This is a genomic window from Rhizobacter sp. P5_A1 (assembly GCF_056400745.1).
On record NZ_JBFUKR010000034.1, the window covers coordinates 21,873 to 48,492 of the forward strand.

The 26,620-nt window shown below is 70.6% G+C and carries 23 protein-coding genes and 1 pseudogene; 11 read left to right on the forward strand and 13 right to left on the reverse strand.

What is annotated here, in order from left to right; genetic code table 11:
* Nucleotides 1–36 precede the first annotated feature (36 nt).
* Nucleotides 37–1,122, reverse strand: a complete 1,086-nt coding sequence (locus AC1DTW_RS24800; protein WP_477984073.1) for an ABC transporter substrate-binding protein — start codon at nt 1,120–1,122, stop codon at nt 37–39.
* 49 nt (nt 1,123–1,171) lie between these two features.
* Nucleotides 1,172–2,623 carry an FAD-binding oxidoreductase gene (locus tag AC1DTW_RS24805; protein ID WP_477984075.1) on the reverse strand — a complete coding sequence of 484 codons (1,452 nt, stop codon included), beginning with the start codon at nt 2,621–2,623 and terminating at the stop codon, nt 1,172–1,174.
* Nucleotides 2,624–2,861: 238 nt separating this feature from the next.
* Between AC1DTW_RS24805 and AC1DTW_RS24810 the strand changes: the two genes are divergently transcribed.
* From AC1DTW_RS24810 to AC1DTW_RS24825, 4 genes are read left to right on the forward strand one after another with little or no spacing between them, the layout of a single operon-like run.
* Nucleotides 2,862–3,653 carry a paraquat-inducible protein A gene (locus AC1DTW_RS24810; protein WP_477984077.1) on the forward strand — a complete coding sequence of 264 codons (792 nt, stop codon included), beginning with the start codon at nt 2,862–2,864 and terminating at the stop codon, nt 3,651–3,653.
* Entirely contained in the window at nt 3,650–4,291 is a 642-nt protein-coding gene (locus AC1DTW_RS24815; protein WP_477984079.1) for a paraquat-inducible protein A, read from the forward strand. Before AC1DTW_RS24810 ends, AC1DTW_RS24815 begins: the two co-directional genes overlap by 4 nt.
* Nucleotides 4,284–5,981: a PqiB family protein gene (locus AC1DTW_RS24820; RefSeq protein WP_477984081.1), complete on the forward strand. Its 1,698-nt coding sequence runs from the start codon at nt 4,284–4,286 to the stop codon at nt 5,979–5,981. Before AC1DTW_RS24815 ends, AC1DTW_RS24820 begins: the two co-directional genes overlap by 8 nt.
* Entirely contained in the window at nt 5,978–6,622 is a 645-nt protein-coding gene (locus AC1DTW_RS24825; protein ID WP_477984083.1) for a PqiC family protein, read from the forward strand. Before AC1DTW_RS24820 ends, AC1DTW_RS24825 begins: the two co-directional genes overlap by 4 nt.
* A gap of 38 nt (nt 6,623–6,660) precedes the next feature.
* Here the strand turns inward: AC1DTW_RS24825 and AC1DTW_RS24830 are convergent, their stop codons facing one another.
* Complete coding sequence (locus AC1DTW_RS24830; protein WP_477984085.1) at nt 6,661–7,728, reverse strand: hypothetical protein; 1,068 nt, start codon at nt 7,726–7,728, stop codon at nt 6,661–6,663.
* A 95-nt stretch (nt 7,729–7,823) separates the two neighbouring features.
* Between AC1DTW_RS24830 and AC1DTW_RS24835 the strand changes: the two genes are divergently transcribed.
* Nucleotides 7,824–8,612: a pentapeptide repeat-containing protein gene (locus AC1DTW_RS24835; RefSeq protein WP_477984087.1), complete on the forward strand. Its 789-nt coding sequence runs from the start codon at nt 7,824–7,826 to the stop codon at nt 8,610–8,612.
* 26 nt (nt 8,613–8,638) lie between these two features.
* Here the strand turns inward: AC1DTW_RS24835 and AC1DTW_RS24840 are convergent, their stop codons facing one another.
* Complete coding sequence (locus AC1DTW_RS24840) at nt 8,639–9,487, reverse strand: tetratricopeptide repeat protein (protein WP_477984089.1); 849 nt, start codon at nt 9,485–9,487, stop codon at nt 8,639–8,641.
* Between the two features lie 25 nt (nt 9,488–9,512).
* A complete protein-coding gene (ku, locus tag AC1DTW_RS24845) occupies nt 9,513–10,430 on the reverse strand; it encodes a non-homologous end joining protein Ku (RefSeq protein ID WP_477984091.1) in 918 nt (305 codons plus the stop codon).
* Nucleotides 10,431–10,537: 107 nt separating this feature from the next.
* Here ku and ligD point away from each other — a divergent pair, with 107 nt between their 5' ends.
* Nucleotides 10,538–13,099 (forward strand): DNA ligase D, encoded by a 2,562-nt coding sequence (gene ligD, locus AC1DTW_RS24850; protein WP_477984093.1) that lies wholly within the window; start codon nt 10,538–10,540, stop codon nt 13,097–13,099.
* A gap of 12 nt (nt 13,100–13,111) precedes the next feature.
* Here the strand turns inward: ligD and AC1DTW_RS24855 are convergent, their stop codons facing one another.
* Nucleotides 13,112–16,051, reverse strand: a complete 2,940-nt coding sequence (locus AC1DTW_RS24855) for an adenosylcobalamin-dependent ribonucleoside-diphosphate reductase (protein ID WP_477984095.1) — start codon at nt 16,049–16,051, stop codon at nt 13,112–13,114.
* Nucleotides 16,052–16,377: 326 nt separating this feature from the next.
* Between AC1DTW_RS24855 and nirK the strand changes: the two are divergent.
* The 3 genes and pseudogenes from nirK to AC1DTW_RS24870 form a co-directional block, all read left to right on the forward strand.
* Nucleotides 16,378–17,769 (forward strand): annotated as a pseudogene (gene nirK / locus AC1DTW_RS24860) (copper-containing nitrite reductase); the annotation flags it as partial.
* Between the two features lies 1 nt (nt 17,770).
* Nucleotides 17,771–18,553, forward strand: coding sequence for a formylglycine-generating enzyme family protein (locus tag AC1DTW_RS24865; protein WP_477984097.1), 783 nt, complete (start codon nt 17,771–17,773; stop codon nt 18,551–18,553).
* Nucleotides 18,550–19,155, forward strand: coding sequence for an SCO family protein (locus tag AC1DTW_RS24870; RefSeq protein ID WP_477984099.1), 606 nt, complete (start codon nt 18,550–18,552; stop codon nt 19,153–19,155). Before AC1DTW_RS24865 ends, AC1DTW_RS24870 begins: the two co-directional genes overlap by 4 nt.
* A 48-nt stretch (nt 19,156–19,203) precedes the next feature.
* Here the strand turns inward: AC1DTW_RS24870 and AC1DTW_RS24875 are convergent, their stop codons facing one another.
* The 6 genes from AC1DTW_RS24875 to AC1DTW_RS24900 are packed head-to-tail and all read right to left on the reverse strand — an operon-like array spanning nt 19,204 to nt 24,998.
* Nucleotides 19,204–19,593 (reverse strand): SirB2 family protein, encoded by a 390-nt coding sequence (locus tag AC1DTW_RS24875; RefSeq protein ID WP_477984101.1) that lies wholly within the window; start codon nt 19,591–19,593, stop codon nt 19,204–19,206.
* A gap of 7 nt (nt 19,594–19,600) precedes the next feature.
* Nucleotides 19,601–20,791 carry an NnrS family protein gene (locus AC1DTW_RS24880; RefSeq protein WP_477984103.1) on the reverse strand — a complete coding sequence of 397 codons (1,191 nt, stop codon included), beginning with the start codon at nt 20,789–20,791 and terminating at the stop codon, nt 19,601–19,603.
* On the reverse strand, nt 20,788–21,885 hold the full coding sequence (locus AC1DTW_RS24885) for a DUF8744 domain-containing protein (protein WP_477984105.1): 1,098 nt from the start codon (nt 21,883–21,885) through the stop codon (nt 20,788–20,790). The genes AC1DTW_RS24880 and AC1DTW_RS24885 overlap by 4 nt, the downstream gene beginning before the upstream one ends.
* Nucleotides 21,879–22,208: a metal-sulfur cluster assembly factor gene (locus AC1DTW_RS24890; protein ID WP_477984107.1), complete on the reverse strand. Its 330-nt coding sequence runs from the start codon at nt 22,206–22,208 to the stop codon at nt 21,879–21,881. Before AC1DTW_RS24890 ends, AC1DTW_RS24885 begins: the two co-directional genes overlap by 7 nt.
* Entirely contained in the window at nt 22,205–22,678 is a 474-nt protein-coding gene (locus tag AC1DTW_RS24895; protein WP_477984109.1) for an Rrf2 family transcriptional regulator, read from the reverse strand. The genes AC1DTW_RS24890 and AC1DTW_RS24895 overlap by 4 nt, the downstream gene beginning before the upstream one ends.
* Nucleotides 22,679–22,724: 46 nt before the next feature.
* Nucleotides 22,725–24,998, reverse strand: coding sequence for a nitric-oxide reductase large subunit (locus tag AC1DTW_RS24900; RefSeq protein ID WP_477984111.1), 2,274 nt, complete (start codon nt 24,996–24,998; stop codon nt 22,725–22,727).
* A gap of 287 nt (nt 24,999–25,285) precedes the next feature.
* Here AC1DTW_RS24900 and AC1DTW_RS24905 point away from each other — a divergent pair, with 287 nt between their 5' ends.
* Together AC1DTW_RS24905 and AC1DTW_RS24910 are read left to right on the forward strand one after the other, a co-directional pair.
* Nucleotides 25,286–25,423, forward strand: a complete 138-nt coding sequence (locus tag AC1DTW_RS24905) for a hypothetical protein (protein ID WP_477984113.1) — start codon at nt 25,286–25,288, stop codon at nt 25,421–25,423.
* Nucleotides 25,424–25,507: 84 nt separating this feature from the next.
* On the forward strand, nt 25,508–26,182 hold the full coding sequence (locus tag AC1DTW_RS24910) for a LuxR C-terminal-related transcriptional regulator (RefSeq protein WP_477984115.1): 675 nt from the start codon (nt 25,508–25,510) through the stop codon (nt 26,180–26,182).
* 3 nt (nt 26,183–26,185) lie between these two features.
* Here the strand turns inward: AC1DTW_RS24910 and AC1DTW_RS24915 are convergent.
* Nucleotides 26,186–26,620: response regulator (locus AC1DTW_RS24915; protein ID WP_477984117.1), on the reverse strand; the 435-nt coding region annotated here is incomplete at its 5' end.

The following is a 26,620-nucleotide window of genomic DNA, read 5'->3' on the forward strand; positions in this document are numbered from 1 at the left end:
GCCGGCGACGGCGATCTGCGCGCGTCGGCGCGGGCATCAGGCGAGCACCCAGCCGTTGAAGCGCTCGATCACCGCGGCCTGGTTGTCGAGCCAGTAGCGGGCATTGATCTGCAGGCCGCTCTTCATGTTCTCCGGGTTCGTCGGGCTCAGCTTCGCGACCGCTGGTTTGACGTAGTTCAGCGCCGCCGGTTGCGTGAAGCCGGCGGGGAAGAATTCCGCCTGCACGGCCTGGCGCTTCGGGTCCGACGCAAAGCGGATGAACTCCCGGCAGGCGTCGGCATTCGGCGTGCCGGCGAGGATCGACCAGTTGTCGACGCCCCAGAGATTCTGGTTCCAGACGATCGACACGTCGGCGCCCTTGCCGATCGCCTGCTGCGGGCGGGAGACCCAGGTCGCGACCAGGTCGACCTCGCCCGACATCAGCATCTGCTCGACCTGTGCGCCCGAGTTCCACCAGACGTCGATCTTGGGCTTGATCTTGTCGAGACTCGCGAACGAGCGATCGAGATGGGCCGGATAGACCTGGCCCGGCGCGACGCCGTCGGCCATCAAGGCCTCCTCGATCGTGTCGAACGGGTGCTTGCGCAGCGAGCGCCGACCGGGAAAGTCCTTGACGTTCCAGAAGTCGGCCCAGGAGTTCGGCGCCTTGCGGCCCTTGAACGCTTCGTTGCGGTACGCGAGCACCGTCGTGTAGACGTTCGTGCCGACGCCGTACGGCGACATGTATTGCGCCGGAATCGTCGCGACGTTCGGGTCGCTTTCGAGGCCGTGCTTCTCCAGATAGAGTTTGCCGCCGCCGGTGAGGATCAGGATCGCGGGCTGGCTGATCTTGGCCATGTCCCAGGTGTAGTTGCCGGTGTCGACCATGCTCTTGATCTGGGCGATCGGCTCGGCGTTCGCCTGCACCGGCACGACCTGGATGCCGGTCTTCTCGGTGAAGGGCTTGTAGAACGCGGCGGCGTAGGCCTGGCTGTAGATGCCGCCGTCGTCGCGGATCACGATGCGCTTGGAGGCGGCGCGTGCCGGCGTCCAGATGACGGGCGCCGCGAGCGCAGCCGCGCCGGCGGCGGCGGCCTTCAGAGCGGTGCGGCGAGACGGATGGCGGATGGCTTGTTGCTTCATGAGGACTCCTGCAATGAGCGAAGCGTGGAAGGGCGAACCGGCGCGCCGGTCAGGACGGTGAAGCCGTGTCGGCCGGGGCCGGCACGCCGGGCAGCAGTCGCCCGGGATTGAACAGGTTGTGCGGGTCGAAGCTGCGCTTGAGCAGACGCATCATCGCGAGCTCGACCGGCGACTTGTAGTGCGCCATCTCCGCGACGAGCGTCCGGCCCACGCCGTGCTCGGCGCTGAAGCTGCCGTGCAGGGCATGCGCGACCTCGTTGACGGCATGCCGGATGCGCCGCGCCATCGCGTCCTGATCGGGCACGGCTCGCCATGCCTCGAAGCTGAAGAACGGGATGAAGTGCACGTTGCCATCGCCCAGATGCGCGACGATCGCGATCGGCAGGCCGGGCACGATCTCGTGCACCGCGACGCTGGCGCGCGCGATGAACTCCGGTACCGCCGACACCGGCACGGCGCTGTCGGTCGTCAGCCCGACGCCGGCCTTCTTGTTGCCCTCGGACACGCTGTGGCGAATCTCCCAGAACGCGGCGCGCTGCGCGCCGCTGGTGGCGAGCGCGGCGTCGAGCAGCAGGCCTTGCTCCGAAGCCTGCAGCAGCACCTGCTGCAGCCGCTGCGCCAGGGCCTCTTCGTTGCCGGTGTCCGACAACTCCACGAGCACATGCCACGGGTGCAGCTCCGACAGCGGATTGCGCCGGTTCGGCATCTGTTCGATGACGATGCGCAGCTGGTTCGCGTCGAGCATCTCGAACGCCGACAGCGCGGAGCCGCAGGCGCTCTGCAGCAGACTCAGGATCTGCAGCGCCGCGGCCGGGTTCGGCGGCGCGAGCCATCCCACCGCATGCGCGGTCGGCAACGGATGCAGCTTGAGCGTCGCCGCGGTCACGATGCCCATCGTGCCTTCGGAGCCGATGAACAGGTGCTTCAGGTCCAGCCCGGTGTTGTTCTTGCGCAGCGTGTACAGACCGTTCCACACCGATCCGTCGGGCAGCACGGCTTCGAGACCCAGCACGTTGTCGCGCGTGTTGCCGTAGCGCAGCACGCTCGTGCCGCCGGCGTTGGTGGCGATCGTGCCGCCGATCTGGCACGAGCCTTCGGCGCCGAGGCTGACGGGATACAGGCGGCCAGCGTCGCTCGCTGCCTGCTGCACGCTGGCCAGCACGCAACCGGCTTCGACCTCGATCGAGTTGTTGGCCGCGTCCACGTTGCGCACCTTGCGCATGCGCGCCAGGTTCACGATCACCGGCAACGGGCCCGAATCCCCGGGGACGGCGCCGCCGCACAGGCTCGTGTTGCCGCCTTGGGGCAGCACCGGCGCGCGGTGCACCACGCAGGCGCGCACCACGCCGGCCACCTGCTCGGCCGTGGCGGGCAACACCACGCACAGCGCCTCGCCCCGATAGCGGCCACGCCAGTCTTCGACGAAGGCCGCCGTGTCCTGCGGCGAGGTCAGCACCGCACCGGCGCCGAGCAGGGATGTCAGTTCATCGACCAGCGTCATGCGGACCCCTCACGCAAATCAGTTGCCAGTAATCGGCTATAGCATACTGTAATTACATTGCGATTAAGTGATCGTTTGTACCGACGAGCGTCGAGATGCGTTCCGGTGCCGCGCGTGCGTGCCTCGTTCCGGCTCCGAACGCGTGCGCCCGGCCGTGTCGCTGGATCGAATGCGCACCTTCCATCGGGCGGATCAGTAAAATTTCGCAAGAAGCCGGAGCCGCGCAAGCGTTTCTGTCGTGCAAGATCGGCGCTCCCGGCGCGGCCATCATCGAGCACGGGCCCGGCAACAAACCATCTGGAGGCCACCGGCCCATGCGCATGTCATCTGTCGACGCCTCAAGGGCGGCTGTCTAGTCGTGCAGGCAGCCGCGCGGCGTGTGCTGGCCGGGTTGGGCCTGGTCGATCGCCGGCCCGCCGTGCAGGCGCATCCGGAACTGGTGGCGTGCGAAGAATGTGACGCGCTCTACAGACGACCTGCGCTGTCGCCCGGCGAGGTTGCGCGTTGCGCACGCTGCGGCACGGTGCTCGGGCGCGGCCCTCTGCTGGCGGTCGACGGGCAACTCGCGCTGGCGTCCGGCGCGCTGGTGGTGTTCGTGCTGGCGAATGTGTCCGACATCGTTTCGCTCGACCTTCGTGGCGTGCGTTCAGAAGTGACGCTGTGGGAGTCCATCTGGTTCACCTGGCTCTCGGGCCAGGAAATCGTCGCACTGCTGGCCGGCGCCACGGCCTTTGCGTTCCCGCTCGCGGTGATCCTGCTGCGCCTCTATGTCCTGGCGCCGCTGGCCGCCGGCAAGCGCGTGCGCGGGTTCGTGCCGGCGATGCGCGCATTGCGCTGGGTGACGCGCTGGAGCATGGTCGAGGTGTTCCTGTTCGGCACGTTGGTGGCGATCGTGAAGATCGCCGGCCTGGCCAGCGTCGTTCCGGGTGTCGGCGTCTTTTCGTTCGGGATGCTGACCCTGCTGCTGGCCGCGAATCAGGCGGCCGGGCTGCATGGCATCTGGCAGCAGGCTTCGGATCTGCCGACATGAGCACGGCCTCTTCCACCGCCGGCGTGCCGACCGCGGCTTCGCGCGGCCTGCTGGGCTGCGAGTGCTGCGGGTTGGTCAGCGAGGTCGTCGCCGCCGGCGGCGCGGCCGGCTGCCCGCGTTGCGGGTTCGCGCTGCACGCACGCAAGCCGCAGTCGCTGCAGCGCACGGCGGCCTACCTGCTGGCCGCCGCGGTGCTCTACCTGCCGGCGAACACGCTGCCGATCATGGCCACGGCCAGCACCATCGCGGGTCGCGAGAGCCACACCATCCTCGGCGGCATCATCGAGCTGTGGCACACCGGCTCGTGGGACCTGGCATTGATCGTGTTCATCGCCAGCATCGCGGTGCCGATCCTGAAGATCGCCGCGCTCACGCTGCTGGCCGTCACCGCGCGGCGCCAATCGCGCTGGCGGCAAGCGGAGCGGGCGCGGCTGTACCGCTTGCTCGAGACCGTCGGCCACTGGTCCATGCTCGACGTGTTCGTCGTCGTGCTGCTGGTGGGCATGGTGCGCTTCGGAGCCTTCGCCAATGTCGAGCCGGGCCCGGGCCTGCTGGCCTTCGGAGGCGTCGTCGTGCTGACCATGCTGGCCTCGGCCAGCTTCGATCCCCGCCTGATCTGGCCCACCACCGATGACTGAACCACAACACCCCCCGCCGGACTATCCCGAGCCGACCGTGGCGCCGCGCAGGCGAGTGAGGCTGTCGCTGGCGTGGCTCGTGCCGATCGCCGCGCTCGTGGTCGGCGCGGTGCTGATCGTGCGCACGGTACTGCAGACCGGCCCCACCATCACGATCGGCTTTCGCACCGCCGAGGGCATGGAAGCCGCGCGCACCGAAGTGCGCTTCAAGGAAGTGGTGGTCGGCAAGGTGACCCGGGTCGCGCTGAGCCCGAACCGCGAGCAGGTGCTGGTCACGGTGAAGCTCGACAAGAGCGCCGAGGGCCTCGCGGTCGATGACACGCGCTTCTGGGCCGTGCGCCCGCGCGTCGGGGTGGCCGGTGTCAGCGGACTCGGAACGCTGTTCTCCGGCGCCTACATCGGCGTCGACGCCGGCGTCTCCAAGGAAGACCGGCACCTCTTCACCGGGCTGGAGGCGCCGCCGGCGCAACTGCGCGGCGAACCCGGGCGCAGCTTCGTGCTGGCGGCGCAAGATCTCGGCTCGCTCGACGTGGGCTCGCCGGTCTACTACCGGCGCACGCAGGTCGGCCGGGTGGTCGGCTACACGCTGGACCCGGAGCGCGACACGCTCGCAGTGCAGGTCGTGATCGCGGCACCGAACGATCGGCTCGTGACGCCGCAGAGCCGGTTCTGGAATGCCAGCGGAGTCGACCTGACCGTCAACGCCAGCGGCTTGTCGCTCGACACCCAGTCGCTCGTGTCGGTCATCGTGGGCGGCGTGGCGTTCGCCAACCCGGCCGACGCCGCCTCGGCGCCGGCGGCCGCAGATGGCCAGCGCTTCGAGCTCTTCGCGAACCGCAAGGCCGCGCTGGCGCCGCCCGACGGGCCGCCGCTGCGCGTGCGCATGGTGTTCGATCAGGCGCAGCGCGGGCTCGTGGCCGGCGCGCCGGTGGACATGCTCGGCGTCGAGATCGGCATCGTGCGCAGCGTCGCGCTGATCGACGCGCCGAAGAACGACCAGTTCCCGGTCGAGGTGATCGCCGACATCTATCCGCTGCGGCTCGGCAGCGTGCGGCGCAACTTCGTCGCGCCTGCCGACGGCGCCGGCCATGCCGATGCGCTGTTCATGAAGCGCGCGGTCGACCACGGTCTGCGGGCGCAGGTGCGCAACGGCAACCTGCTGACCGGCCAGCTCTACGTGGCGCTGGATTTCATCCCCAAGGCGCCCCAGGCCACGCTCGATGCGCACGCCGAACCGCCGACGATCCCGACCGTGCGCGGCACGCTGAGCGACCTGCAGCCGCAGGTCGCCGACATCGTCGCACGCCTCAGCAAGGTGAAGTTCGACGAGATCGGCGGCGACCTGCAGCAAACGCTGCGCAACGCCACTGCAGCGGGCAACGGCCTGCAGGAAACACTGGCGAGTGCGACCGTTGCGATTCGCCAGCTGACGCCCGAGGCGCAACACGCGCTCGCCGAGGTGCAGAAGACGCTGATCTCGACACAGGCGACGCTGGCCAACCTGGACCGCAACGTCACGCACGGCGATGCACCCCTGCAGCGAAACTTCGGTCAGGCGCTGGTCGAGATGCAGCGCGCGGCGCAGGCCTTGCGCGTGCTGAGCGACTACCTGCAACTGCACCCCGAATCGCTGCTGCGCGGCAAGCCGACCGACGCGGATCCGAGCAAACCCTCCGAGGGCGGACGATGACAAGACCTCTGCGTGTCCCTGCTGGACGACGCCGCGGCGCCGCGATCGGCGTCGCCGTGCTCGCGCTGCTCGCGGGATGCGGTTCGGCGCAGCCGCCGCGCTATCACACCTTGATGCCGGCACCCGCGTCGGCCGCGCGGCCACCGGTGCCCGCCGGCTTGCTCGCGTGGGAAGTGCTGCCCGTCGCCGTGCCGGCCGGCGTCGACCAGCCGCAGTGGGTGGTGCGAACCGTCGACGGCGGGCTGGCCGTGCTCGAGCAGGAACGCTGGATCGGCCCGCTGGGCGAAGAGATCCGCGGGGCCGTCGCGGACCGGCTCACGCAGGCGCTCGGCGCGCCGGCGGTCTCGGCCGAGGCGGGCAAGCGTTGGCGCATCCGGATCGACGTGCAGCGCTTCGACTCGGCACCCGGACGCGAAGCACGGCTCGAGGCGACCTGGACCGTGAGTTCCGACGCCGAAGCGGCGACGCCGCTGCGCTGCCGTGGCGAGTTCGTCCAGACGCTGGCAGCGAGCGGTTATCTGGCGCTGGCCAAGGGCCACCAGCAAGCCGTCAGCACGCTGGCCGATGCGATCGGCAGCGAACTCAAGGCGCTGAACGCCGGGCAGCCGGCAACCTGCGCCGGGCAGCTGCCGCAGAGCTGAGCGGCGCCGAGGACCGCTGCAACGCGACGACGGCGGCGCTACCTGGCGGCAGTCGGCGCGGCGATTGGCGCGAAGTCGCGCAGACCCTTGTCGTCATCGGAGCTGTCGTTCGCGTAGCCGATGTTCGCGGCGTCTCGGTAGGTCTGCGACCAGGCCCACAGCTGGCTGACAAACGCTTCTCGTTGGGCGTCGAGGTTCTCCCTGCGCCAGGCCCGCGCCGGCCGCGGCTCGTCGCCGAGCCAGGCGCCGGGCCAGTCCATGCGCACGATGCCGAGATACCCCCTGCGCGTTTCCGTGAAAGTGAGGGAGGACACCAGGGCCGCGCCTTCGAGCCTCGCGCCGAGCCTGGCCAGCGAACTGCGGGTTTCCGCGGTGGCCATGGAGTCGTCGGCCAACGGCTTCGACTCGAACGCAAGAGACCGACACTCCGACCGGTAGCTGCTGGCTGCAGGGCGGTAGCTCTGCAGCTTGAAATCGCCGCCGGACTCGCATCCTTCGACGCTCGACCACGAAACGGTAGCGGCCACTTTCTGCGACGAGAAATTGAACCTCAACAGGCTCGTGAGTCGGCTGCCGACGAACTTGCCGAATGCCACCGTCGTGAGCCTGACGCGAGTCGAACCCAGCGAGACGGAAGACGCAGGCAGGTAGACGGCGTCGTCGCGCGCTGCGAGGGCAATCCACCGGCCTGCGGGGAGCACCAGCTGCTTTCTTGCGCCCAGCGAACCGACGGTGAGCGCTCGGGGCCCCACGACTTCCTCGCCGAGCCGGAACGAGACTGCGCCTGTGTCCGGCTCCTCGGAAAACGGCGCCAGCCGGCTTCGAGATTCACCCGTGACGAGGGCCTGCGACCGGGTCTCGTCGTTCGCTCGCGCGCTCGGCGCAGGCGCGCCTTTGGCGATGGCCGCCAAGGCCAGCGGAGCAAAGAATCCAGACGGGTATCGGGCCAGGTAGGCGTGATAGGCTGCCGGTGTCGCGAGACGTTCAGTGGATTGCCAGAACATCGATTCCGTCGCGTCGGGGGCCGGTTCTGCAGCCAGGGCAACGGCATAGGGTGGCGGGTTCGCCACCGCGGCCCCGATGGCAGCCAGGCAGGCGAAGCTCACTGCAGCGCAACGTACTCTGCGACGTCTGTTCAAGAAGCTCTCCCGTAGGTTGGCGGCTAGCTTAACGCGCCCACCGGTGCAATCGAGGAGTCGATATGCAGCCTGATCGACGTATTGCGATGATGTGTGCGATGGTGCTGGTCACGAGCGGTGCCACGATGGCCGCGGCGGCCGATCTCTCGCGCGATCAGGTCAGCGCCGCGCTGAAGAACGCGTCGCCCTCGAAGCCGGCCGATCTTGCCGGCAAGGATCTGTCGGATCTCGACCTCTCGGGGCTCGACTTCCGAAAGGCCAACTTGGCGGGCGCCAACCTGTTCGCGAGCAAGCTGGTGCGGTCCGATTTTCGCGACGCGACCTTGGAAGGCGCCAACCTGAACGGTGCGTGGTTGATGGGCGCCGACTTCACCGGCGCCAACCTGAGCCGCGCGAGCCTGCTCTCGGTCGTGATCCTCGGCGGCGAAGTCAAGAAGATGCCGGTCTTCGCGCGCGCCAACCTGACCGGCGTCAAGATGATCGCCGACCTGCCGGGCGCCGATCTCTCCGGCGCGAACCTCAGCGGCGCGAAGGCCGGTGTCAACATCAAGAACCAGGGGATGGGGCAGATGCGGACCGATCTGTCCGGCGCCAACCTGGCGGGCGCGACGCTGGCGGGCGCCGACTTCAATCGGTCGCTGATGGCCTTCTGCAAGCTCACCGGCAGCAACTTGCGGGGCGCCAGCTTCTTCAGCGTCAAGCTCGGCGGCGCCGACCTGAGCGGCGCCGACGTGACCGGCGCCGACTTCACCGAGGCCGACTTGAACGGAACGATCTTTCGGGGCGTGACGGGCTTCGCCGAAGCCAGGGGATTCGACCGCGCCGAGAATTTCGACAAGATCGTGCGTTGACCGCCGCGCGGGTGCCCGGCCCGTGCTCACGCGTCCGCGTCGGCCAGGCTCAGGCGCCGGTAGGCGCTGTAGTGGCGCAGCGCGCCTTGCCGGTCGCCCTGCTTCTCGCACAGGCGCGCGGCGTTGTAGTGCGCGTCGGCGAAGTCGGGATCGAGCACGACGCAGCGGCGGTAGCTCGACAAGGCCTCGCGCTCGCGCTGCTGGTCTTCGAGCGCGATCGCGCGGTTGAAATGCAGGGCCGGCGCGTCGGGCGACAGCGCGATCGCCTGTTCGAGCAGCGTCAGCGCCGCGGCGGACTCGCCGGCCTCGCACAGCAGCGCGCCGAGGTTGACGGCCGCGTGCATGTGGCCCGGGGCGAGCGCGAGCGCCTCGCGGTAGGCGTGGCGCGCGGCGCTCGCGTCGTCGGCCTCGAGCTGTTCGCCGCGCTCGAACCACTCGGCAGCGTTGCGCGTCTTGCTGGCCGCCTCGGCCGTCTGCGGCGGCGCGCGCTGCAGGAACGAGACCGCACCGCCGACCGCCTGGACCTCGAAGTCGAGCAGCAGCTGGCCGGTCGGCGCTTCCCATTGCGCATCGGAGTTGCGCACCGCGATGTCGCCGCCGATCGCCTTGATGCGCAGCCCGCTGACCGGTACCTCGGCCGGCAGCTTTGCCTTCAGCTGCTGCAGCGAGCGCAGCATCCGGCGCGCCGGCACCTGCGCCGCCTTCAGGCTGTGCGCGGTGCGCAGCAGCACCACGTCATGGAAGGTGAAGCGGTATTCGTTGCGCGAGCCGCGTGTCGGCGAGACGAAGCCGGCGTCGATCAGGCCGGCGATCGTGCTGCGGCCCAGCCCGAGCATCTTCTCGATGCTGCGCAGCGTGTAGGGAGCGTCGGACACGGTCGCGCGTGCGGCTGTCAGCGCGTCACTTGCGCGCGCGCGCCGGCGCCGCGGCAGGCTCGGCGACCTTCGGCGCACGCCGCAGCGCCTTGCGTTCCTTCAGCGCACCCTCGGGAATCACGTTGTCTGCGCCCTTCGGCGCCTTCGCGGCCGCGGCCGCCTTGCCCGGCCGCTGGCCGAGGCTCGCGCGCAACGCATCGACCAGGTCGATGACCTGCGCGGTCGCGCCGGTCTCGGCGTGCGCGGAGGCGACGACCTGCTTGCCCTCGATCTTGCGATCGATCGCGGCCAGCACGCGCTGCTTCTCTTCGTCCTTGAAGCTCGACGGGTCGTAGTGATCCTCGGTGATCTGGTCGATCAGCTGCAGCGCCAGCTGCAGCTCGGCGGCCGAGACGTCGACGGGCTCGATGTTCAGGTCTTTCAGCGAGCGCACCTCCTCGGCGTAGAGCAGCTGCTGCAGCACCAGGCCGTCCTCGGCCGGGCGGATCTGCACGACGTACTGCTTGCCCTTGGACGTCCAGCGCGCGAGGGCGCAGCGGTCGCTCTTGCGCATCGCCTCGACGAGCAGCGCATACGGCTTGCCGCCGCGCTTGTCGGGCGCGAGGAAGTAGGCCTTGTCGTAGTAGATCGGGTCGACCGATTTCTCGGGCACGAACGCGACGATCTCGATCAGGTGGCTCGCGGTCTCGTCGAGCGCCTTCAGTTCCTCGGGGGTGAACAGCACGAAGCGATCCTTCTCGAACTCGTAGCCCTTGACCATCTCGGCGCGCTCGACGACCTGGCCGGTGCGGTCGGAGATGTACTGCTGCTTCAGCCGCGAGCCGTCCTTCGCGAGCAGGTTGAAGCGCACTGCCGAACTCGTTTCGGTCGCCGAGTACAGCTTGACCGGAACGTTGACGAGGCCGAAGCTGAGCGTCAGTGAAGCCAGGGATCGTGCAGCCATGGGAACTCCTGTTGAGGGGCCGAAGCGACAGAATACGAACTCGACGGCCGGCCGGCAAGCGGAATGCACCTGCGCGTCGCGGGCGCCCGACTGCGCAGGAGCCGAACATGGCCGATGACAAGCCCGACGCCCGCCCGCTGGAGCGCTACTGGGCGAAGCGCGATTTCGCGAAGACCGCCGAGCCGCGCGGCGAGCACGCGGCCCCGCGCGACGCGCTGTCGTACGTGATCCAGAAGCACGCCGCGACGCGCCTGCACTACGACTTCCGGCTCGAACTCGACGGCGTGCTGCTGTCGTGGGCCGTGCCGAAAGGGCCGAGCTTCGACCCGACCGACAAGCGCATGGCGATCCATGTCGAGGACCACCCGCTGTCGTACGGCAGCTTCGAAGGCACGATCCCGCGCGGCCAGTACGGCGCCGGCACGGTGATCGTCTGGGACCACGGGCGCTGGGAGCCGGTCGGCGATCCGCGCGAGGGCCTCGCGAAGGGCAAGCTCGTGTTCCGCCTGCACGGGCACAAGCTCGCTGGCCTGTGGGAGCTGGTCAGGATCGCGAAGGGCGGCGAGAAGCAGGAACCGTGGATCCTGTTCAAGAAGCGCGACGAGTTCGCGCGGCCGCGCGCCGACTACGACATCGTCAGCGCGCTGCCCGACAGCGTGATCGCGAAGCCGCTCGCGGCCCTCGAGACGGTCCCCGCGCCGGCAGCCGCCGCACGCCGGACGCAATCGAAGGCCGTCGTGCCGGGCGCGCGCAAGGCGGCCTTGCCCGACAAGCTCTCGCCGCAACTCGCGACGCTCGCGACCGGCGTGCCCGCGACCGGCCGCTGGCTCTACGAGATCAAGTTCGATGGCTACCGGATCATGACGCGCATCGAGCGCGGCCGCGCGACGCTGATCACGCGCGGCGGCCACGACTGGTCGGCGAAGATGCCGCGGCTCGTGACCGAGCTCGAGCAGCTCGGCCTGCGCTCGGCGTGGCTCGACGGCGAGATCGTCGTGATGGGCGCCGACGGTGCGCCCGACTTCAATGCGTTGCAGAAAGCCTTCGACGCGCGCACCGGCGCGAAGATCCTGTATTTCCTGTTCGACCTGCCGTTCTTCGAGGGCTACGACCTGCGCGACGCGGCGCTCGCGGACCGGCGCCAGCTGCTGCAGGCACTGCTCGACGAGAAGGGCGGCGAGCACCTGCGCTTCAGCGCCGCGTTCGAGTCCGACCCGGCGTCGATCCTCAGCTCGGCCGCCCGGATGAACCTCGAGGGCGTGATCGCGAAGCGCGCCGACGCGCCGTACGTCTCGCGCCGCACCGAGACCTGGTTGAAACTGAAGTGCAAGCAGCGCCAGGAGTTCGTCGTCTGCGGCTACACCGATCGCAGCGACGGCTCCGCGCAGATCGGCAGCCTGCTGCTCGGCGTGCACGACGCCGAAGGCGCGCTGGTTTCGGTCGGCAGCGTCGGCACCGGCTGGAGCGCGGAAGAGGCGCAGGCGCTGAAGGTCCGGCTGCACAAGCTCGAGACCGGCAAGCCGCCGTTCGCCGCGGCGCCGGGCAAGCCGGGTCGCTGGTCGAAGCGCGTGGCCGGCAGCGAACGCTGGGTCGAGCCGCGCGTGGTCGCGGAGGTCGAGTTCGCCGAGTGGACGCCCGATGCGCAGATCCGCCACGCGTCGTATGTCGCGCTGCGCAGCGACAAGCCGGCGAAAGCGATCGTGCGCGAGGTCGCGCAAACGCCGGCCGGAGCGGCGCCGATCAGATCGGCCGGCCGCGGGGCGACCGGCGCGATCCCGGTCACCCACGGCGAGCGCGTGATCGACCCGAGCACCGGCCTGACGAAGCTCGATCTGGTGCGCTACTACGAGTCGGTCGCCGACTGGATCCTGCCGCACCTGAAGGGCAGGCCGTGCTCGCTGGTGCGGGGCCCGAGTGGCGTGACCGGCACGCTGTTCTTCCAGAAGCACGGCGAGAAGATCGGCATCCCCGGCATCAAGGAGCTCGACGCTGCGCTGTGGCCGGGCCACGACGCGCTGCTCGAGGTCGGCACGCTGCAGGCGCTCGCGGGCGCCGCGCAGATGAACGTGATCGAGTTCCACACCTGGAACTCGAGCGCGAAAGACATCGACCGCCCGGACCGCATCGTCTTCGACCTCGACCCCGGCGAAGGCACCGCGTGGCCGCAGGTGCAGGAGGCCGCGACGCTGGTGCGCGCGCTGCTCGAGCAGATCGGCCTCGAGGCCTGGCTGAAGACCTCGGGTGGCAAGGGCCTGCACGTCGTCGTGCCGCTGCGGCCGCGCTTCGACTACGACACGGTGAAAGACTTCTCGCAGGCCGTCGTCGTGCACCTCGCGAGGGTCATCCCGTCGCGCTTCGTCGTGAAGAGCGGCGCGGCGAACCGGGTCGGCAAGCTCTTCGTCGACTACCTGCGCAACGGCTTCGGTGCGACGACCGCGGCCGCGTACTCGGCCCGCGCGCGGCCCGGGCTCGGCGTCTCGATGCCGGTCGACTGGGACGAGTTGCCGCGTCTCAAGAGCGGCGCGCAGTGGAACATTGCGACGGCGCGCGAGCACCTGTCGTTCCAGACCCGCGACCCGTGGGTCGACTACCTGAAGCGGCCGCAGTCGCTGACGCAGCCGATGGCGGCGCTCGGCTTCAAGCCGGCGAAGAAGACGAAGCAGTCCTGAGCCGGCTCGCGCTCACCCGCAGGTGCCGATGTAGCCGCACGCGGTGCAGAAGTCGCAGCCGTCCTTGTGGATCAGCGTCGCGTTGCCGCACTCCGGGCAGCGTGCGCCGGCCAGCGTCACGTCCGCGGGCCGGGGCGCGCGCGCGGTCGGCGCTTGCAGGATGCCCATGTCGCGCACCGGGTAGCCGTCTTCGTCGAGCACGCCGAGCATCGCGTAGCGGTGCATCACGAGCCGCGCGACGTACGCCACCGTCGATGGCCAGAGCTGCTGGCGCGGGAGGGCATCGGGCCGGCCGGGCAGCATCGGCACGAAGGCCATGAAGTGGCCGAGCGGCTCGGCGTAGCTCAGCAGCTTGCGCAGCTTCATGCCGATCCAGGCCGGGTCGAGCACCCGCATGTCGAGCGAGAGGATGCGCGCGAGGCCGTCCATCGCGCGCGGGTAGTTGCCCGAGAAGCCGAGCGCGCAGGGCCGCGTGATCGTGCCGCCGCGTCCGTCGGGCAGCACGACCTCCTTCAGCGTCAAGGTGAACTGCTCGTCGCTGGCCGGGTTGTGGATGTCGACCGCCCACGCGAGCGTGCCGTGCGGGCCGGTCTGCGGCTCGTCGCGGCTGAACATCGCATCCAAAACAGGTGTGGGGCCGGCAGTGCCCGCCCACACCCCGAGCCGCTCGCAGCGCCAGCGGATCACCGCCGCGGTCGCCGCGACGACGCCGGGAAAGCGCCGCGGCTCGCCGCTGGGCGGGAACGGCATGTCGAAGGCGCGCTCTTCCTGCACGGTCGCGAGCGCGTCGAGCTTCAGGCGCACCCAGGCCGGGTCTTTCGCGCGCAGGTCCATCGACAAGGTCTTCGCGAGCGCACCGAGCCCGCGCGGCTGCTCGGCGCCGTTGACCCAGACCTCGAACGGCGCCAGGCGGCCGCCCAGGTCTTCGTCGGGCAGCACGCCGATGAACAGCGCGAACTCGCCGAACGGATGCCGCACCATGAAGCTCCACGCGTCGTTGCCGGCCGGCAGGTCGGGCCGGCCCGGCCAGCGCAGCGAGGCCAGCACCGGCTGCGGCATGCGTTCCAGCGCAAGGCGCGTGTTGACGCTGTCGAGGCTCGCCGGCGAGGCCGCCGGCGTGGAGGCGGCCAGCGCCGGGGTCACGCTGAGCACCGCGCCGAGCACCGCGTTCGGGCGGTAGGTCGCGAGCCCCTTCAGCCCGGAGGTCCAGGCGCGCAGGTACAGGTCCTGGAAGTCGGCGTACGGGTAGTCCGACGGCACGTTGACGGTTTTCGAGATGCCGGTGTCGACATGCGGCGCGACCGCCGCGACCATCTCCTCGTGCGCTTGCGCGCTCATCTCGAGCGCGGTCACGAAGGCCGGCGGCAGCGGCGCATCGGCGCCCTTCAGATGCCGGTACAGGCGCCAGGCGTGATCCTCGACCGCGTACTCGGTGAAGCCGCCATCGGCGTCGCGCTTGCGGCGCGTGTAGCGCCACGCGAACGGCGGCTCGATGCCGTTGCTCGCGTTGTCGGCGAACGCGAGGCTGATCGTGCCGGTCGGTGCGATCGACAGCAGGTGCGAGTTGCGCATGCCGCTGGCGCGGATGCGCTCCTTCAGCGCCGCCGGCAGCCGCGACGCGAAGGTGCCGCGGCTCAGGTACAGGTCGGCGTTGAACAGCGGGAACGCGCCGCGCTCGGCTGCGAGGTCGCTCGAGGCACCGTAGGCCGCGTCGCGCAGCTGCTGCGCGATGCGCGCGGCCGCAGCGCGTGCGGCGGGCGTGTCGTAGCGCAGGTTCAGCATCGCCAGCGCATCGCCGAGGCCGGTGAAGCCGAGGCCGACGCGGCGCTTGCCGCTGGCCTCTTCGGCCTGGCGCGGCAGCGGCCAGCAGGTGATGTCGAGCACGTTGTCGAGCATGCGCACCGCGACCTGCGCGTGGCGCTCGAAGGCCGCTTCGTCGAAGCGCGCCTCGGGCTCGAACGGGTCGAGCACGAAGCGTGTCAGGTCGATCGAGCCGAGGCAGCAGCAGCCGTAGGCCGGCAGCGGCTGCTCGCCGCACGGGTTGGTCGCCGCGATGGTCTCGCAGTACGACAGGTTGTTGTCGAGGTTGATGCGGTCGAGGAACAGCACGCCCGGCTCGGCGTGGTCGTAGGTCGAGCGCATGACCTGGTCCCACAGCGTGCGCGCCGGCAGGCTGCGGTAGATCCACAGTCCGTCGTCGCGCTGGCGTGCACCCTCGGCGAGGCGCTGCGGGCCGGGCGCGGCGCGGTGCACGAGATCGATGCTCGCGTCGGCCTGCACCGCCTGCATGAACGCGTCGGTCAGGCCGACCGAGATGTTGAAGTTCGAGAGATCGCCCTGGTCCTTCGCGTGGATGAACTCCTCGATGTCCGGGTGGTCGCAGCGCAGCACGCCCATCTGCGCGCCGCGGCGCGAGCCGGCCGACTCGACGGTCTCGCACGAGCGGTCGAACACGCGCATGTACGAGACCGGCCCCGATGCATTCGACCGCGTGCTGCCGACCCACGCGCCGCGCGGCCGGATGCGCGAGAAGTCGTAGCCGACACCGCCGCCGCGGCGCATCGTCTCGGCCGCCTCGGTCAGCGCGATGTAGATGCCGGGGTGACCGTCGTCGTTCTCCGCGATCGAGTCGCCGACCGGCTGCACGAAGCAGTTGATCAGCGTCGCCTCGAGCTCGGTGCCGGCCGCCGAATTGATGCGGCCGGCGGGGATGAAGCCCTCGCGCAGCGTCTGCAGGAAGCGCGCCTCCCAGGCGGCGCGCTGCTCCGGCGCCTCGGCCAGCGCGATGGCATGGGCGACGCGGCGGCGCACGTCGTCGATGTCGCGCTCGTCGCCCTTCGCGTACTTCTCGAGCAGCACCTCCTTGCTGATCGCCTGGGGGGGCGGCGCGCCGCGCGCGGCGAGGGTCGTCGGGGCGCCACGGGTGGCGCGGGCGTTGGCGTCGGTGGTCATCGGCAGGCTCCTGGGAAAAGTATCGCGGCACCTTATGGAAGCGACGCCGGGAGGGTCTTGACCTGCGTCATCGAGCGTGCGCGCGCGTGCTGGCGGCGTCGGCCGGCGAATTTTTCATAAGGTTCATTTGAGATGCATCAATACGTTCGGGCTCGTGCATCGCCACAGTGACGGGCGTCCCACCGATGCCAGTCCACCCACGGAGACCTCCCATGAGCCCCCAAGAATTTCTCGGCCGCATGCGCCGCAGCAGCCGCTTTCGGATCATCGGCCTCGCCGCCGCCATCGGCCTGCCGCTCGCAGCCGTCGCCGCAAAGGACGCACCGGCGCCGGGCGACTTCGGCCCGCCGCGCGGCGCGCCGATCCACGCGGTGCTGACGAGCCCGCCGCACGTGCCGCCGCCGACCGCGCGCAACTACCCGGCCAAGGTCATCGTCGAGCTCGAGGTGGTCGAGAAGGAGATGCAGATCTCCGAGGGCGTGAACTACACGTTCTGGACCTTCGGCGGCACGGTGCCCGGCAGCTTCATCCGCGTGCGCCAGGGCGACACGGTCGAGTTCCATCTGAAGAACCACCCGGGCAGCAAGATGCCGCACAACATCGACCTGCACGGCGTGACCGGTCCGGGCGGCGGTGCGGCGTCGAGCTTCACGGCGCCGGGCCATGCATCGCAGTTCACGTTCAAGGCGCTCAACGAGGGCATCTACGTCTACCACTGCGCGACCGCGCCGGTCGGCATGCACGTCGCGAACGGCATGTACGGGCTGATCCTCGTCGAACCGCCGAAGGGCCTGCCGAAGGTCGACCGCGAGTACTACGTGATGCAGGGCGACTTCTACACGACCGGCAAGTACCGCGAGAAGGGCAACCAGCCCTTCGACATGGAAAAGGCGATCGACGAGAAGCCGACCTATGTGCTGTTCAATGGCGCCGAAGGCGCGCTGACCGGCGACAAGGCGTTGAAGGCCAACGTCAACGAGACCGTCCGCCTGTTCATCGGCAACGGCGGGCCGAACCTCGTGTCGAGCTTCCACGTCATCGGCGCGATCTTCGACAAGGTGCGCTTCGAGGGCGGCACCAACGCCCAGATGAACGTGCAGACCACATTGATCCCGGCCGGCGGCGCGGCGATCGCTGAGTTCCGCACCCGCGTGCCGGGCAGCTACGTGATCGTCGACCACTCGATCTTCCGCGCCTTCAACAAGGGCGCGCTGGCGATCATGAAGGTCAACGGCACCGAGGACAAGGCGATCTACTCCGGCAAGGAACTCGACTCGGTCTACCTCGGCGACCGCGCCGGCCCGAACCTCGACGCGGTGACCAGGGCAACCGCGTCGTCGGCCAGTGGCACGCTGACTTTGCAGGACCAGATTCACGCCGGCGAGGCGCTGTTCGCCGGGACCTGCTCGGTGTGCCACCAGGCCAGCGGCGCAGGGCTGCCCGGGGTGTTCCCGCCGCTGGCGAAGTCGGACTTCCTCGGCGTCGACACGAAGCGGGCGATGGACGTGGTGCTGCGCGGGCTGAACGGCAAGATCAAGGTCAACGGCAGCGAGTACGACTCGGTGATGCCGCCGATGAACCAGCTCAACGACGACGAGGTCGCGAACATCCTGACCTACGTCTACAACAGCTGGGGCAACCCGGGCGGCCGGATCTCGACCGACGAGGTCAAGAAGCAGCGCGCGACGGCCGCGCCCGCGGCGGCGCCGGCGCATTGACATGACCACGGCGCGGGCTTGCTGCGTCGGCCTGCTGATGGCGTGCGGGCTGGCGTTCGGTGCCGACTACCAAGCGCTGCCCGGCGGCCGCTTCGTCAGCGTGCTGCCACAGGGGCCGGTGCCGAGCGCGACGGTGCCGGTCGAGATCGCGCCGTTCGGGCTGCGCACGACGCCGGTCACGGCCGGCGAATACCTCGCGTTCGTGCGCGCGCATCCCGAGTGGCAGCGCGACCGCGTCGCCGCGGTCTTCGCCGACAAGCGCTACCTGATCGACTGGCGCGACGCCACGCGCTTCGCCGCCGACGGCGCAGCCGACCGGCCGCAGACCAACGTCAGCTGGTTTGCGGCCAAGGCCTTTTGCGAGAGCGAAGGCGCGCGCTTGCCGACCTGGCTCGAGTGGGAGTACGCGGCGGCCGCCGACGACACGCGCCTGGACGCGCGCGCCGATCCGCAATGGCGCCGCCGCATCCTGGCCTGGTACGAGCGGCCGACCGCCGCGCTGCTGCCGAACGTCGGCGGGCCGGCCAATGCCCATGGCGTGCGCGATCTGCACGGCGCGGTCTGGGAGTGGGTCGACGACTTCAATGCGCTGTTCATCGCCGGTGACAGCCGCACGCAGGGCGACCCCGACGCCCTGAAATTCTGTGGCGCCGGCGCGATCAGCGTGATCGACCGCGACAGCTACGCGGTGCTGATGCGCATCGCGCTGCTGTCGTCGCTGAGCGCCGCCGACACGACCAGCAACCTGGGCTTTCGATGTGCCCGCGATGGAGACCGCCGATGAACCTGCCGATTTGCCTGTCGCGCCGCGACGTGCTGCGCTGCCTCGCCGGCAGCGCGCTCCTGCCGATACGCCTGCCCTCGATCGCGCGTGTCGCGGGCGCGTTGCCGGGCGACTCGGTCTACAACTTCCGACCGCCGCTGACCGATCAGAACGGCCAGCCGTTCGACGTCGTTTCGCTGCGCGGCCGGCCGGTGCTGGCCAGCATGTTCTACAGCTCGTGCGAGATGGTCTGTCCGATGATCTTCGAGACGCTGCAGATGACCTTGCAGGCGTTGCCGCCCGCCGAACGCGAGCGCGTGCGGGTGCTGATGGTCAGCTTCGACCCGGCGCGCGACAGCGTCGCGGTGCTGAAGCGCAAGGCCGATGCGCACCGCGCCGATCCGCGCTGGACGGTGGCGCGCACCGACGACGCGAGCGCCCGCAAGTTCGCTGCGTTGCTCGGTGTGCAGTACCGGCGCCTGGCGAGCGGCGAGTACAACCACTCGAGCACGATCGAGCTGCTCGACGGCGAAGGCCGCATCGCCGCGCGCACCGGCACGCTGGGTGCCGTCGATCCGGCGCTGCTGAAGACCTTGCGCGCGGCGATCGCCGCGCCGCAGTAGCGGCGCCACATTGCGCCCTCTCCCGCAAACGGGAGAAGAAACCATCCTTCAGAGCAGCGCGAAGAACCCGAGCGGGTTCTTGGTCATCGCGACCGACGCGATCCAGGCGAAGGTCAGCAGCGCCGCGGCCCACGCGGCGGCGCGCACGCGCAGCGGCCAGCCGGGCTTCAGCGCCACCATGCCGAAGCCGATGTAGAGCAGCAGCCCGACGATCTTCGCCAGCAGCCACGGCGCCTGGGTTGGGTTCAGCCGCAGCATCCACGCGAGCGTCAGCGCCGACAGCAGCAGCACCGAGTCGACGACGTGCGGCGCGCGCTGCGCGAATCCGCCGCGAACCCACGCAGCGCCGTGCAGCGCGCCGACACCGCGTGCGAAGAAGCCCGCGAACGACAGCGCCACGGCGGTCTGGTGCACGGTCTTGACGACGACGTAGTCCATGGCCGGTTCAGCCCGGCCGGCCGTCGGTGCGCGCCCGCGTCAGCACCGGCCAGTACGCCACGGCGTACAGCGCGAAGCCGGCCGACCAGAGCGCCGCGGAGCCGAGCACCGCCGGCAGCGTCAGCGCCGGCGCAGCCAGCGGCAGCCCGACCCGCAGCAGCGCCGCGAGCAGCACCAGCACGTAGCAGGCGACCTCGCTGCGGCCGGCGCGCAGCGCTCGCCCGGTGTGCCCGAGTGCGGTGCGCGTCATCATGCCGATGATCAGGCCGCCGGCGGCGCCGACGGTCAGCGCGTGCGTTGCCAGCGATGGCGCGACCACGCCGAATTGCGCGAGCGCGCGCAGCGCGAGGTGCAGCGGAACCCACGCGTACGCGGCGTGCAGCACCCAGACGAGCGGCGCGAGCGCGGTCTTCCAGGGCCGCCACAGCGCCCAGCGTGCGAGATGCGCGAGCGCGCCGAAGCCGGCGACGAGCGCCAGCGCCGCACCGCCGAGGTTCAGCGCGTCGGCCGCCAGCAGCGCCAGCACCGCGCCGAGCGCGGCCCGCTCGACCCACGGCCGGCGTGTCGCGCCGGCGCCCGGCACGCCGTTGTTCGTGAACATCGGGATCACGCGGCCGCCCATCACCGCCATGATGAAGAGCAGTGCATCGAGCGCGAGCTGGATGCCGGCCCAACCCGGCAGCGCGATCACGCCGAGCTGCGACAGGTGCACCAGCAATTCGGCCGCGGCCATCAGCAGCAGCAGCCCGGCGAAGAAGTAGTTGCGCCGGTTGCGCGCCGCGATGAAGGGAACCGCGAGCGCGATCGCGGCCGCGAGCGGGAACGCGGCGTTGACGACCGCGGCGGTCCAGCCGAAGGGCGTCAGCACGAGCACGCGGCCGGCGACCCACAGCGCGGCCAGCGCCGCGAGCGGCGCGCCGGTCGGCGTCGGCCGGTTCGACCAGTTGCGCCCGGCCGTGAACAGGAAGCCGACGACGACCGCGAGCGCGAAGCCGAACAGCATCTCGTGCGCGTGCCAGATCGGCCCGCGCAGGTACGGATGCGCCAGCACGCCGGCGAACTGCAGCGCCCACAGGCCGATCGACAGCGCCGTGAACACGCTCGCGAGCAGATAGAACGGCCGAAAGCCGAGTTGCCACAGCGCGAACCCGGTGCGGCGGATCGGGCGTTCTTCGATCGGCAGCAAGCTTGTCGTCATGCGGGCGTCTCGCGCGTGCGCGGCGGTGTGCGATGCGCGTGACGCCAGGCGAGCGCGGCGCCGACGAGCGTCGCGGCGAACAGCGCGATCGCCGCGGCGTTGCCGATCGCCCCGAGGGTGCGCCAGCCGAAGTCCGCCAGGCCCGGGCCGAGCCGCAGCGCGAGCGTGCCGTGCAGGGCAGCCAGCGGCAGGTAGAACCAGGCGCCGAAGCGCAGCTTGACGCGCGCGATCGCCGGCAGGATCACCGGCGCATGGCCCATCATCATGCTGACGACGAAGCCCAGGCCGAGCGCATGCAGTGCGGCGTCGCGCAGCGTCAGCCCGCAGGCGGTGCCGATCCACGCGAGGCCGGCGACCGCGAGCCAGGCGTAGCCGCCGAGCAGCGCGAGCGCCATGTAGCGGCTCAGGCCTCGCGCACGCACGGTGCGGCGCGCGATGTCGAAGGCGCCGAACCACGCGGCGAGCGCGGTCAGCGCGAGGCCGAACAGCACGCCGCCGGTCGCCGGTGCCGCGATCGACACGGTAGCGCCGACCAGCAGCAGTGCCAGCACCGCCGCCAGCGTGCGGCCGACCGCGCGGCCGCGCCGCATCAGGCGCGTCATTTCGAGGCGTTCGGCCGCGATCGTCATCACGAGGAAGGCGAACCACCATGGCAGCGCCGTCGCCGTGCCGATGCCGGCCGCGACCAACAGGTTGCCGACCGCCCATGCCGCGGCGCCGAGCAGCAGCAGCGCGGTGTGCGCGGCCGATTGCCGGCGCACGACGACGAGGTTGACGCCGACGAACGCGAGCGCGCCCGCGACGCCGAGCCATGCCCCGAGCGCCGCCGCGCCGAGCAGCCACGCGAGCCCGCCGAGCCCCGAGGCCAGCGGCGCGATGAACGCAAGGCGGTGCCGCAGCGCGACCGCCCGCTCGATGCCGATCACGGTGCCCAGAAAGGCGCCGATCATCAGTGCCGCATGGGACGCGGCCGCATGCACCGGCCAGGCCGCCGCGCCGGCGCCCGGCAGCGAGACACCCACGCGCAGCAGCCCGCCGGCGATGCCGCCGACGAGCGCCAGCGCGGCCAGCGCGAGCAGCAAGGGCTTCACCATCCCATGAAGCGCTTCGCGCGCTCGCTCATCCGATCGGAGGTCCACGGCGGCTCCCAGCCCAGGTCGACCTCGACCCGGAGCTCGGATGGCACGACCCGGTCGAGCTCGGTCCCGATGTCGTCGACGATCACATCGGCCACCGGGCAGGCCGGCGAGGTCATCGTGAGCCGCACCTGCACCGTCGCGTCATCGACGGTCACGCCGTAGATCAGGCCGACATCGACGATGCTCAGCGCGAGCTCCGGGTCGACGACGCGCTGCAGTGCAGCGCCGATCGGCGCGCGCAACGCTTCGGGGCCGCTGTACGGGAACGCGGCGGTCATGACATCGCGCGCCGCGCCGGCCGCGCGGGATCGGGCATCTCGGCAAACAGGATGCCGGCGAGTGCGCGCTGGTTGCGCGCGACATCGGCCAGCGTGTGGCGGTCGAGCACGGCGTAGAAGGCCTGGACCGCTTCGCCGAGCACGCCGCGCAGCCGGCACACCGGCGTGATCGCGCAGTGGCCGCCGTCGACGGCGAAGCACTCGGCCGGCAACGCCTGGCCCTCGGTCTGCCGCACGACATCGCCGATGACGATCGTGTCGGCAGCGACGGCCAGCGTCAGGCCGCCACCCCTGCCGCGCAGGTTCGCAAGCCAGCCGCACTTGCCCAGAAAGTGCACGACCTTGGTCAGGTGGTGCTCGGAAACCTCGAATGCGGTGGCGACCTCGGCGATCGTCGCGCGCCGCTCGGGCCGCGTCGCGAGGAAGATCAGCGTGCGCAGCGCGTAGTCGGTGAAGGCAGTGAGTTTCATGGGGCGTCGAGCGGAAGCGGGGCCGGCGGGCCGGCCCACGATGCGATCAGTGTGCTGCGCTTGCCGCCGCGGCGCGCGCCAAGCCGACCTTCGCGAGCGGGTGGCGCAGCAGGCGCAGCGCGTAGAGCGCGAGCAGCAACGCGCCGGCCGCGAAGACGATGTCGCCCGGCACGCGCAGCCAGACCAGCGTCTCCATGATCTTCGAGTGCACGATCTCGGGCGAGCGCGCGTACCACATGCCCTTGCCGATGCTGGCCCAGGCCTGGTAAATGCCGGCCGGCAGCAGCGACATGAAGACCATCATCGCCAGGCCGATGTTCATGCCCCAGAACGCGGGTGCGAGCAGGCGATCGGTGTGCAGCCGGGTTGCGAACAGGCCGCGCAGGCAGAACAGCATCAGGCCGATGCCGAGCATGCCGTAGACCCCGAACAGCGCCGCGTGACCGTGTGCGGCCGTCATGTTCAGGCCCTGCACGTAGTACAGCGATGCCGGCGGGTTGATCGCGAAGCCGAGCAGGCCGGCGCCGACGGTGTTCCAGAAGCCGACCGCGACGAAGCACATCACCGGCCACTTGTAGGTCGCGAGCCACGGTGCTGCCTTCGAGCGCTGGTAGGTCTGCAGCGCCTCCAGGCCGATCATCGTCAGCGGCACGACCTCGAGGGCCGAGAACACCGCGCCGACCGCGATCACCGAAGTCGGCGTGCCGGTGAAGTACAGGTGGTGCAGCGTGCCCAGGATGCCGCCGAACAGGAACACGATGGTCTCGGCGATGATCGCGCGGTTCGCACTCGCGCTGCGCACCAGGCCCAGCCGCGTGAAGATCAGCGCGACGACCGCGGTGGCGAAGACCTCGAAGAAGCCCTCGACCCACAGGTGCACGAGCCACCAGCGCCAGTACTCGATCATCGAGTAGTGGGTATGCTGGCCCCACGCGAGCGAGCTCGCGTAGAAGCCGCCGATGCAGGTCGCCGACAGGAACACCATCGCGATCAGGCCACGCGATTCCGAGGGCTTCAGCAATGCCGGCCACAGCGCGCGGCCGAGCAGGAAGACCCAGAACAGCAGGCCGACGAACAGCAGCAGCTGCCAGACCCGGCCCATGCTCGTGTACTCGAGGCCCTGGTTGCCGATCCAGAAGCTGTAGTCGACGCCCATGTGCTGCAGGGTGCCGAGCCAGCCGGTGATCGTCGAGCCGACGACGATCGCGACCAGCGCATAGAACAGCAGGTCGACGCCGAGCTTCTGGAACTTCGGCTCGCGCCCCGACAGCAGCGGCGCGACGTACAGGCCGGTGGCGAGCCACGCGGTGGCGATCCAGAAGATGCCGACCTGCGTGTGCACGGTGCGGCTCACGACATACGGCAGCACCTGCGCGAGCGGGATGCCGAAGAAGGCCTGGCCCTCGACCGCGTAGTGCGCGGTGATCGCGCCCATCGCGATCTGCAGCAGCATCAGGCCGACGACGACGAAGAAGTACTTGCGCGTCGCGCGCATCGACGGCGTCGCGACCGCGCCGAGCAGCGGGTCGTTCGGCAGCGGCTGCGCGGCGACCTCGTGACCGGTGCTGCCGTGCACCCACAGCATCGCGGCGATCGCGCCGAGCAGCAGCACGATGCTGACCATCGTCCAGATCGCGGCCGAGTCCGACATCGTGTTGCCGACCATCGGCTCGTGCGGCCAGTTGCTGGTGTACGAGAGCTGCGTCTCGCCGGGGCGGTCGGTGCTCGCGGCCCACGAGGTCCAGAAGAAGAACGCGGCCAGGGCCTGGCGGTCGCTGCGCGCGGGCAGCGCGCCGTCGCCCATCGCGTACTGCTCGCGCAGCGCCGCGAGCGACGGCTCGGTGCCGAACAGGTCGTCGAAGTGCTGCGCGACCGCGCGAATGGCGCGCGCCCGTTCCGGCGACACGGTGACCGTGCCGCTCGCCTCGTCGTAGGTGTTGCGGCGCATCTCGTCCTTCAGCGTCGCCGCGATCGCGGCGCGGTCGGCGCTCGTCAGCGTCGCCGCGGCGCGGTGCTGCTGCGTGCGGATCGCCTCGAGCGCGGTCGCCTCGCGGTGCAGCCAGTCGGCCGACCAGTCGGGCGCGACGTAGCTGCCGTGGCCCCAGACCGTGCCGAGCTGCTGGCCGCCGGCCGACATCCAGGCCTGCTGGCCGAGCTGGATCTGCGCGCCGGTGAAGAGCACTTCGCCGTCGGTCGTGACGACGGCCTTCGGGATCGGCGGCGCGGTCAGGTAGATCTGCACGCCGAGGTAGCCGAGCACCCCGAACGACAGCACGAAGATCAGGCCGAGCCAGCGCCACAGCCGGTTGTTGGATTTCATCGCAGGTTCCTCGCAATGGATGGTCGATCAGGCCCCGACGGCGCCGGCAGCGCGCCGGCGTCAGAAGGTGTATTTCGCATGCACCTATGCTAGGAACCGAGGCGTCACGCGACCTTGATGCAGATCAAGGTCGATCGCGGTCGTGCGCGCCGGGCCTCGCCCGAGGCGCGCCCTTGATGCAGCGCAAGCCGCGCCCGCGAGGCCTCGCTACATTGACCGGACCGCGTGCTGCAGCGCACTCCGATGCTGCCGAGCGCGTGGATGGCGACCAGCGAGGAGACACCGTCATGCGCACCGAACCGAGCCGTATCCTGGGACTGCTGGCGTTCGCACTCGCGACCCTGATGGCCACCGGCGCGCTGGTCGCCGCCGGGCTGAACGACGAGATGCGGCCGGTCGCGCAGCAGCACCTGCCGGCGCGCTGAGCGCAGGCCGCACCGGCGCGGCCATCAAGGGGGTGGCAATGCGGCCCCGATAATGCGCCGCATTGCCGGCTCCGCATTCGAACCATGAAGGTACTTCTTGTCGACGACCATGCGCTGCTGCGCGATGGCGTCGCGCTGCTCATGGACCGCGAGTTCGCCGACCTGCAGTTGCTGCAGGCCGGCACGCTCGCCGAGGCCCGCGCCGCGATCGCGCGCGATGCCGATGTCCAGCTCGTGCTGCTCGACCTGACGCTGCCCGACGGCGACGGCATCGCCGCGCTGCCGTGGCTGCGCGAGGCGGCGCCCGGTGCGCGCCTGGTCGCGCTGTCGGCCGATGAATCGATCGCCACCGTGATGGCCGCGATCAACGCCGGCGCGGCCGGCTTCATCCCGAAGAGCATCGAGTCCGGCGCGATGCTGGGCGCGCTGCGCACCGTGCTCGGCGGCGGCATCTACCTGCCGAGCGCGGCGATCGAACGGCGCGCCACGCCACGCACGACCGACCCCGCCGGCTGGACGCCGCGCCCGACGACCCCGGAGGCCATCGGCTTCTCGCCGCGCCAGGCCGACGTGCTGCGCCTGCTCGTCGACGGCAAGGCGAACAAGGTCATCGGGCGCGAGCTCGAGATGTCCGAGTCGACCGTCAAGACGCACCTGGCTGCGATCTTCCGCAAGCTCGACGCCGCCTCGCGCACGCAGGCGGTGGTCGCGGCGGCGCGGCTCGGGCTGTGGCTCGGTCCCGCCGAAGTCGCGGGCTGACGTTCAGAGCGCGCGTTCCGGGTCGCGCGTCTCGGCGCGGCGTACGTGCAGCAGCTGCGCGAGCAAGGCCTCGGCACTGAAGGGCTTGTGCAGCACCGGCAGCGTGCTGGCCGCGAGCAGCGCCAGCGCCGCCGGCGCGGTGTCGCCGGTGACGATCAGCGCGGGGACGGCGCGCGCCGCGCGCGCGCGGATCGACGCGATGCAGTCGAGGCCGCTGCCGTCGGGCAGGCGCTGGTCGCTGACGATCAGTTCGGGCAGCGCGTCTCCATCGTCGAGGCGGCGCGCCACCTCGGCCCGGTTCGCAAGCACGGTGACCCGCGCGCCCCAGTGCTGCAGCTGCGCGTGCAGCGCGTCGCGGACCGCGGCGTCGTCCTCGATCAGCCAGACCGCGACGCCGCGCAGCGGCAGCGCCGCGCGCGCCGCCGTTGCGGCCGCGGG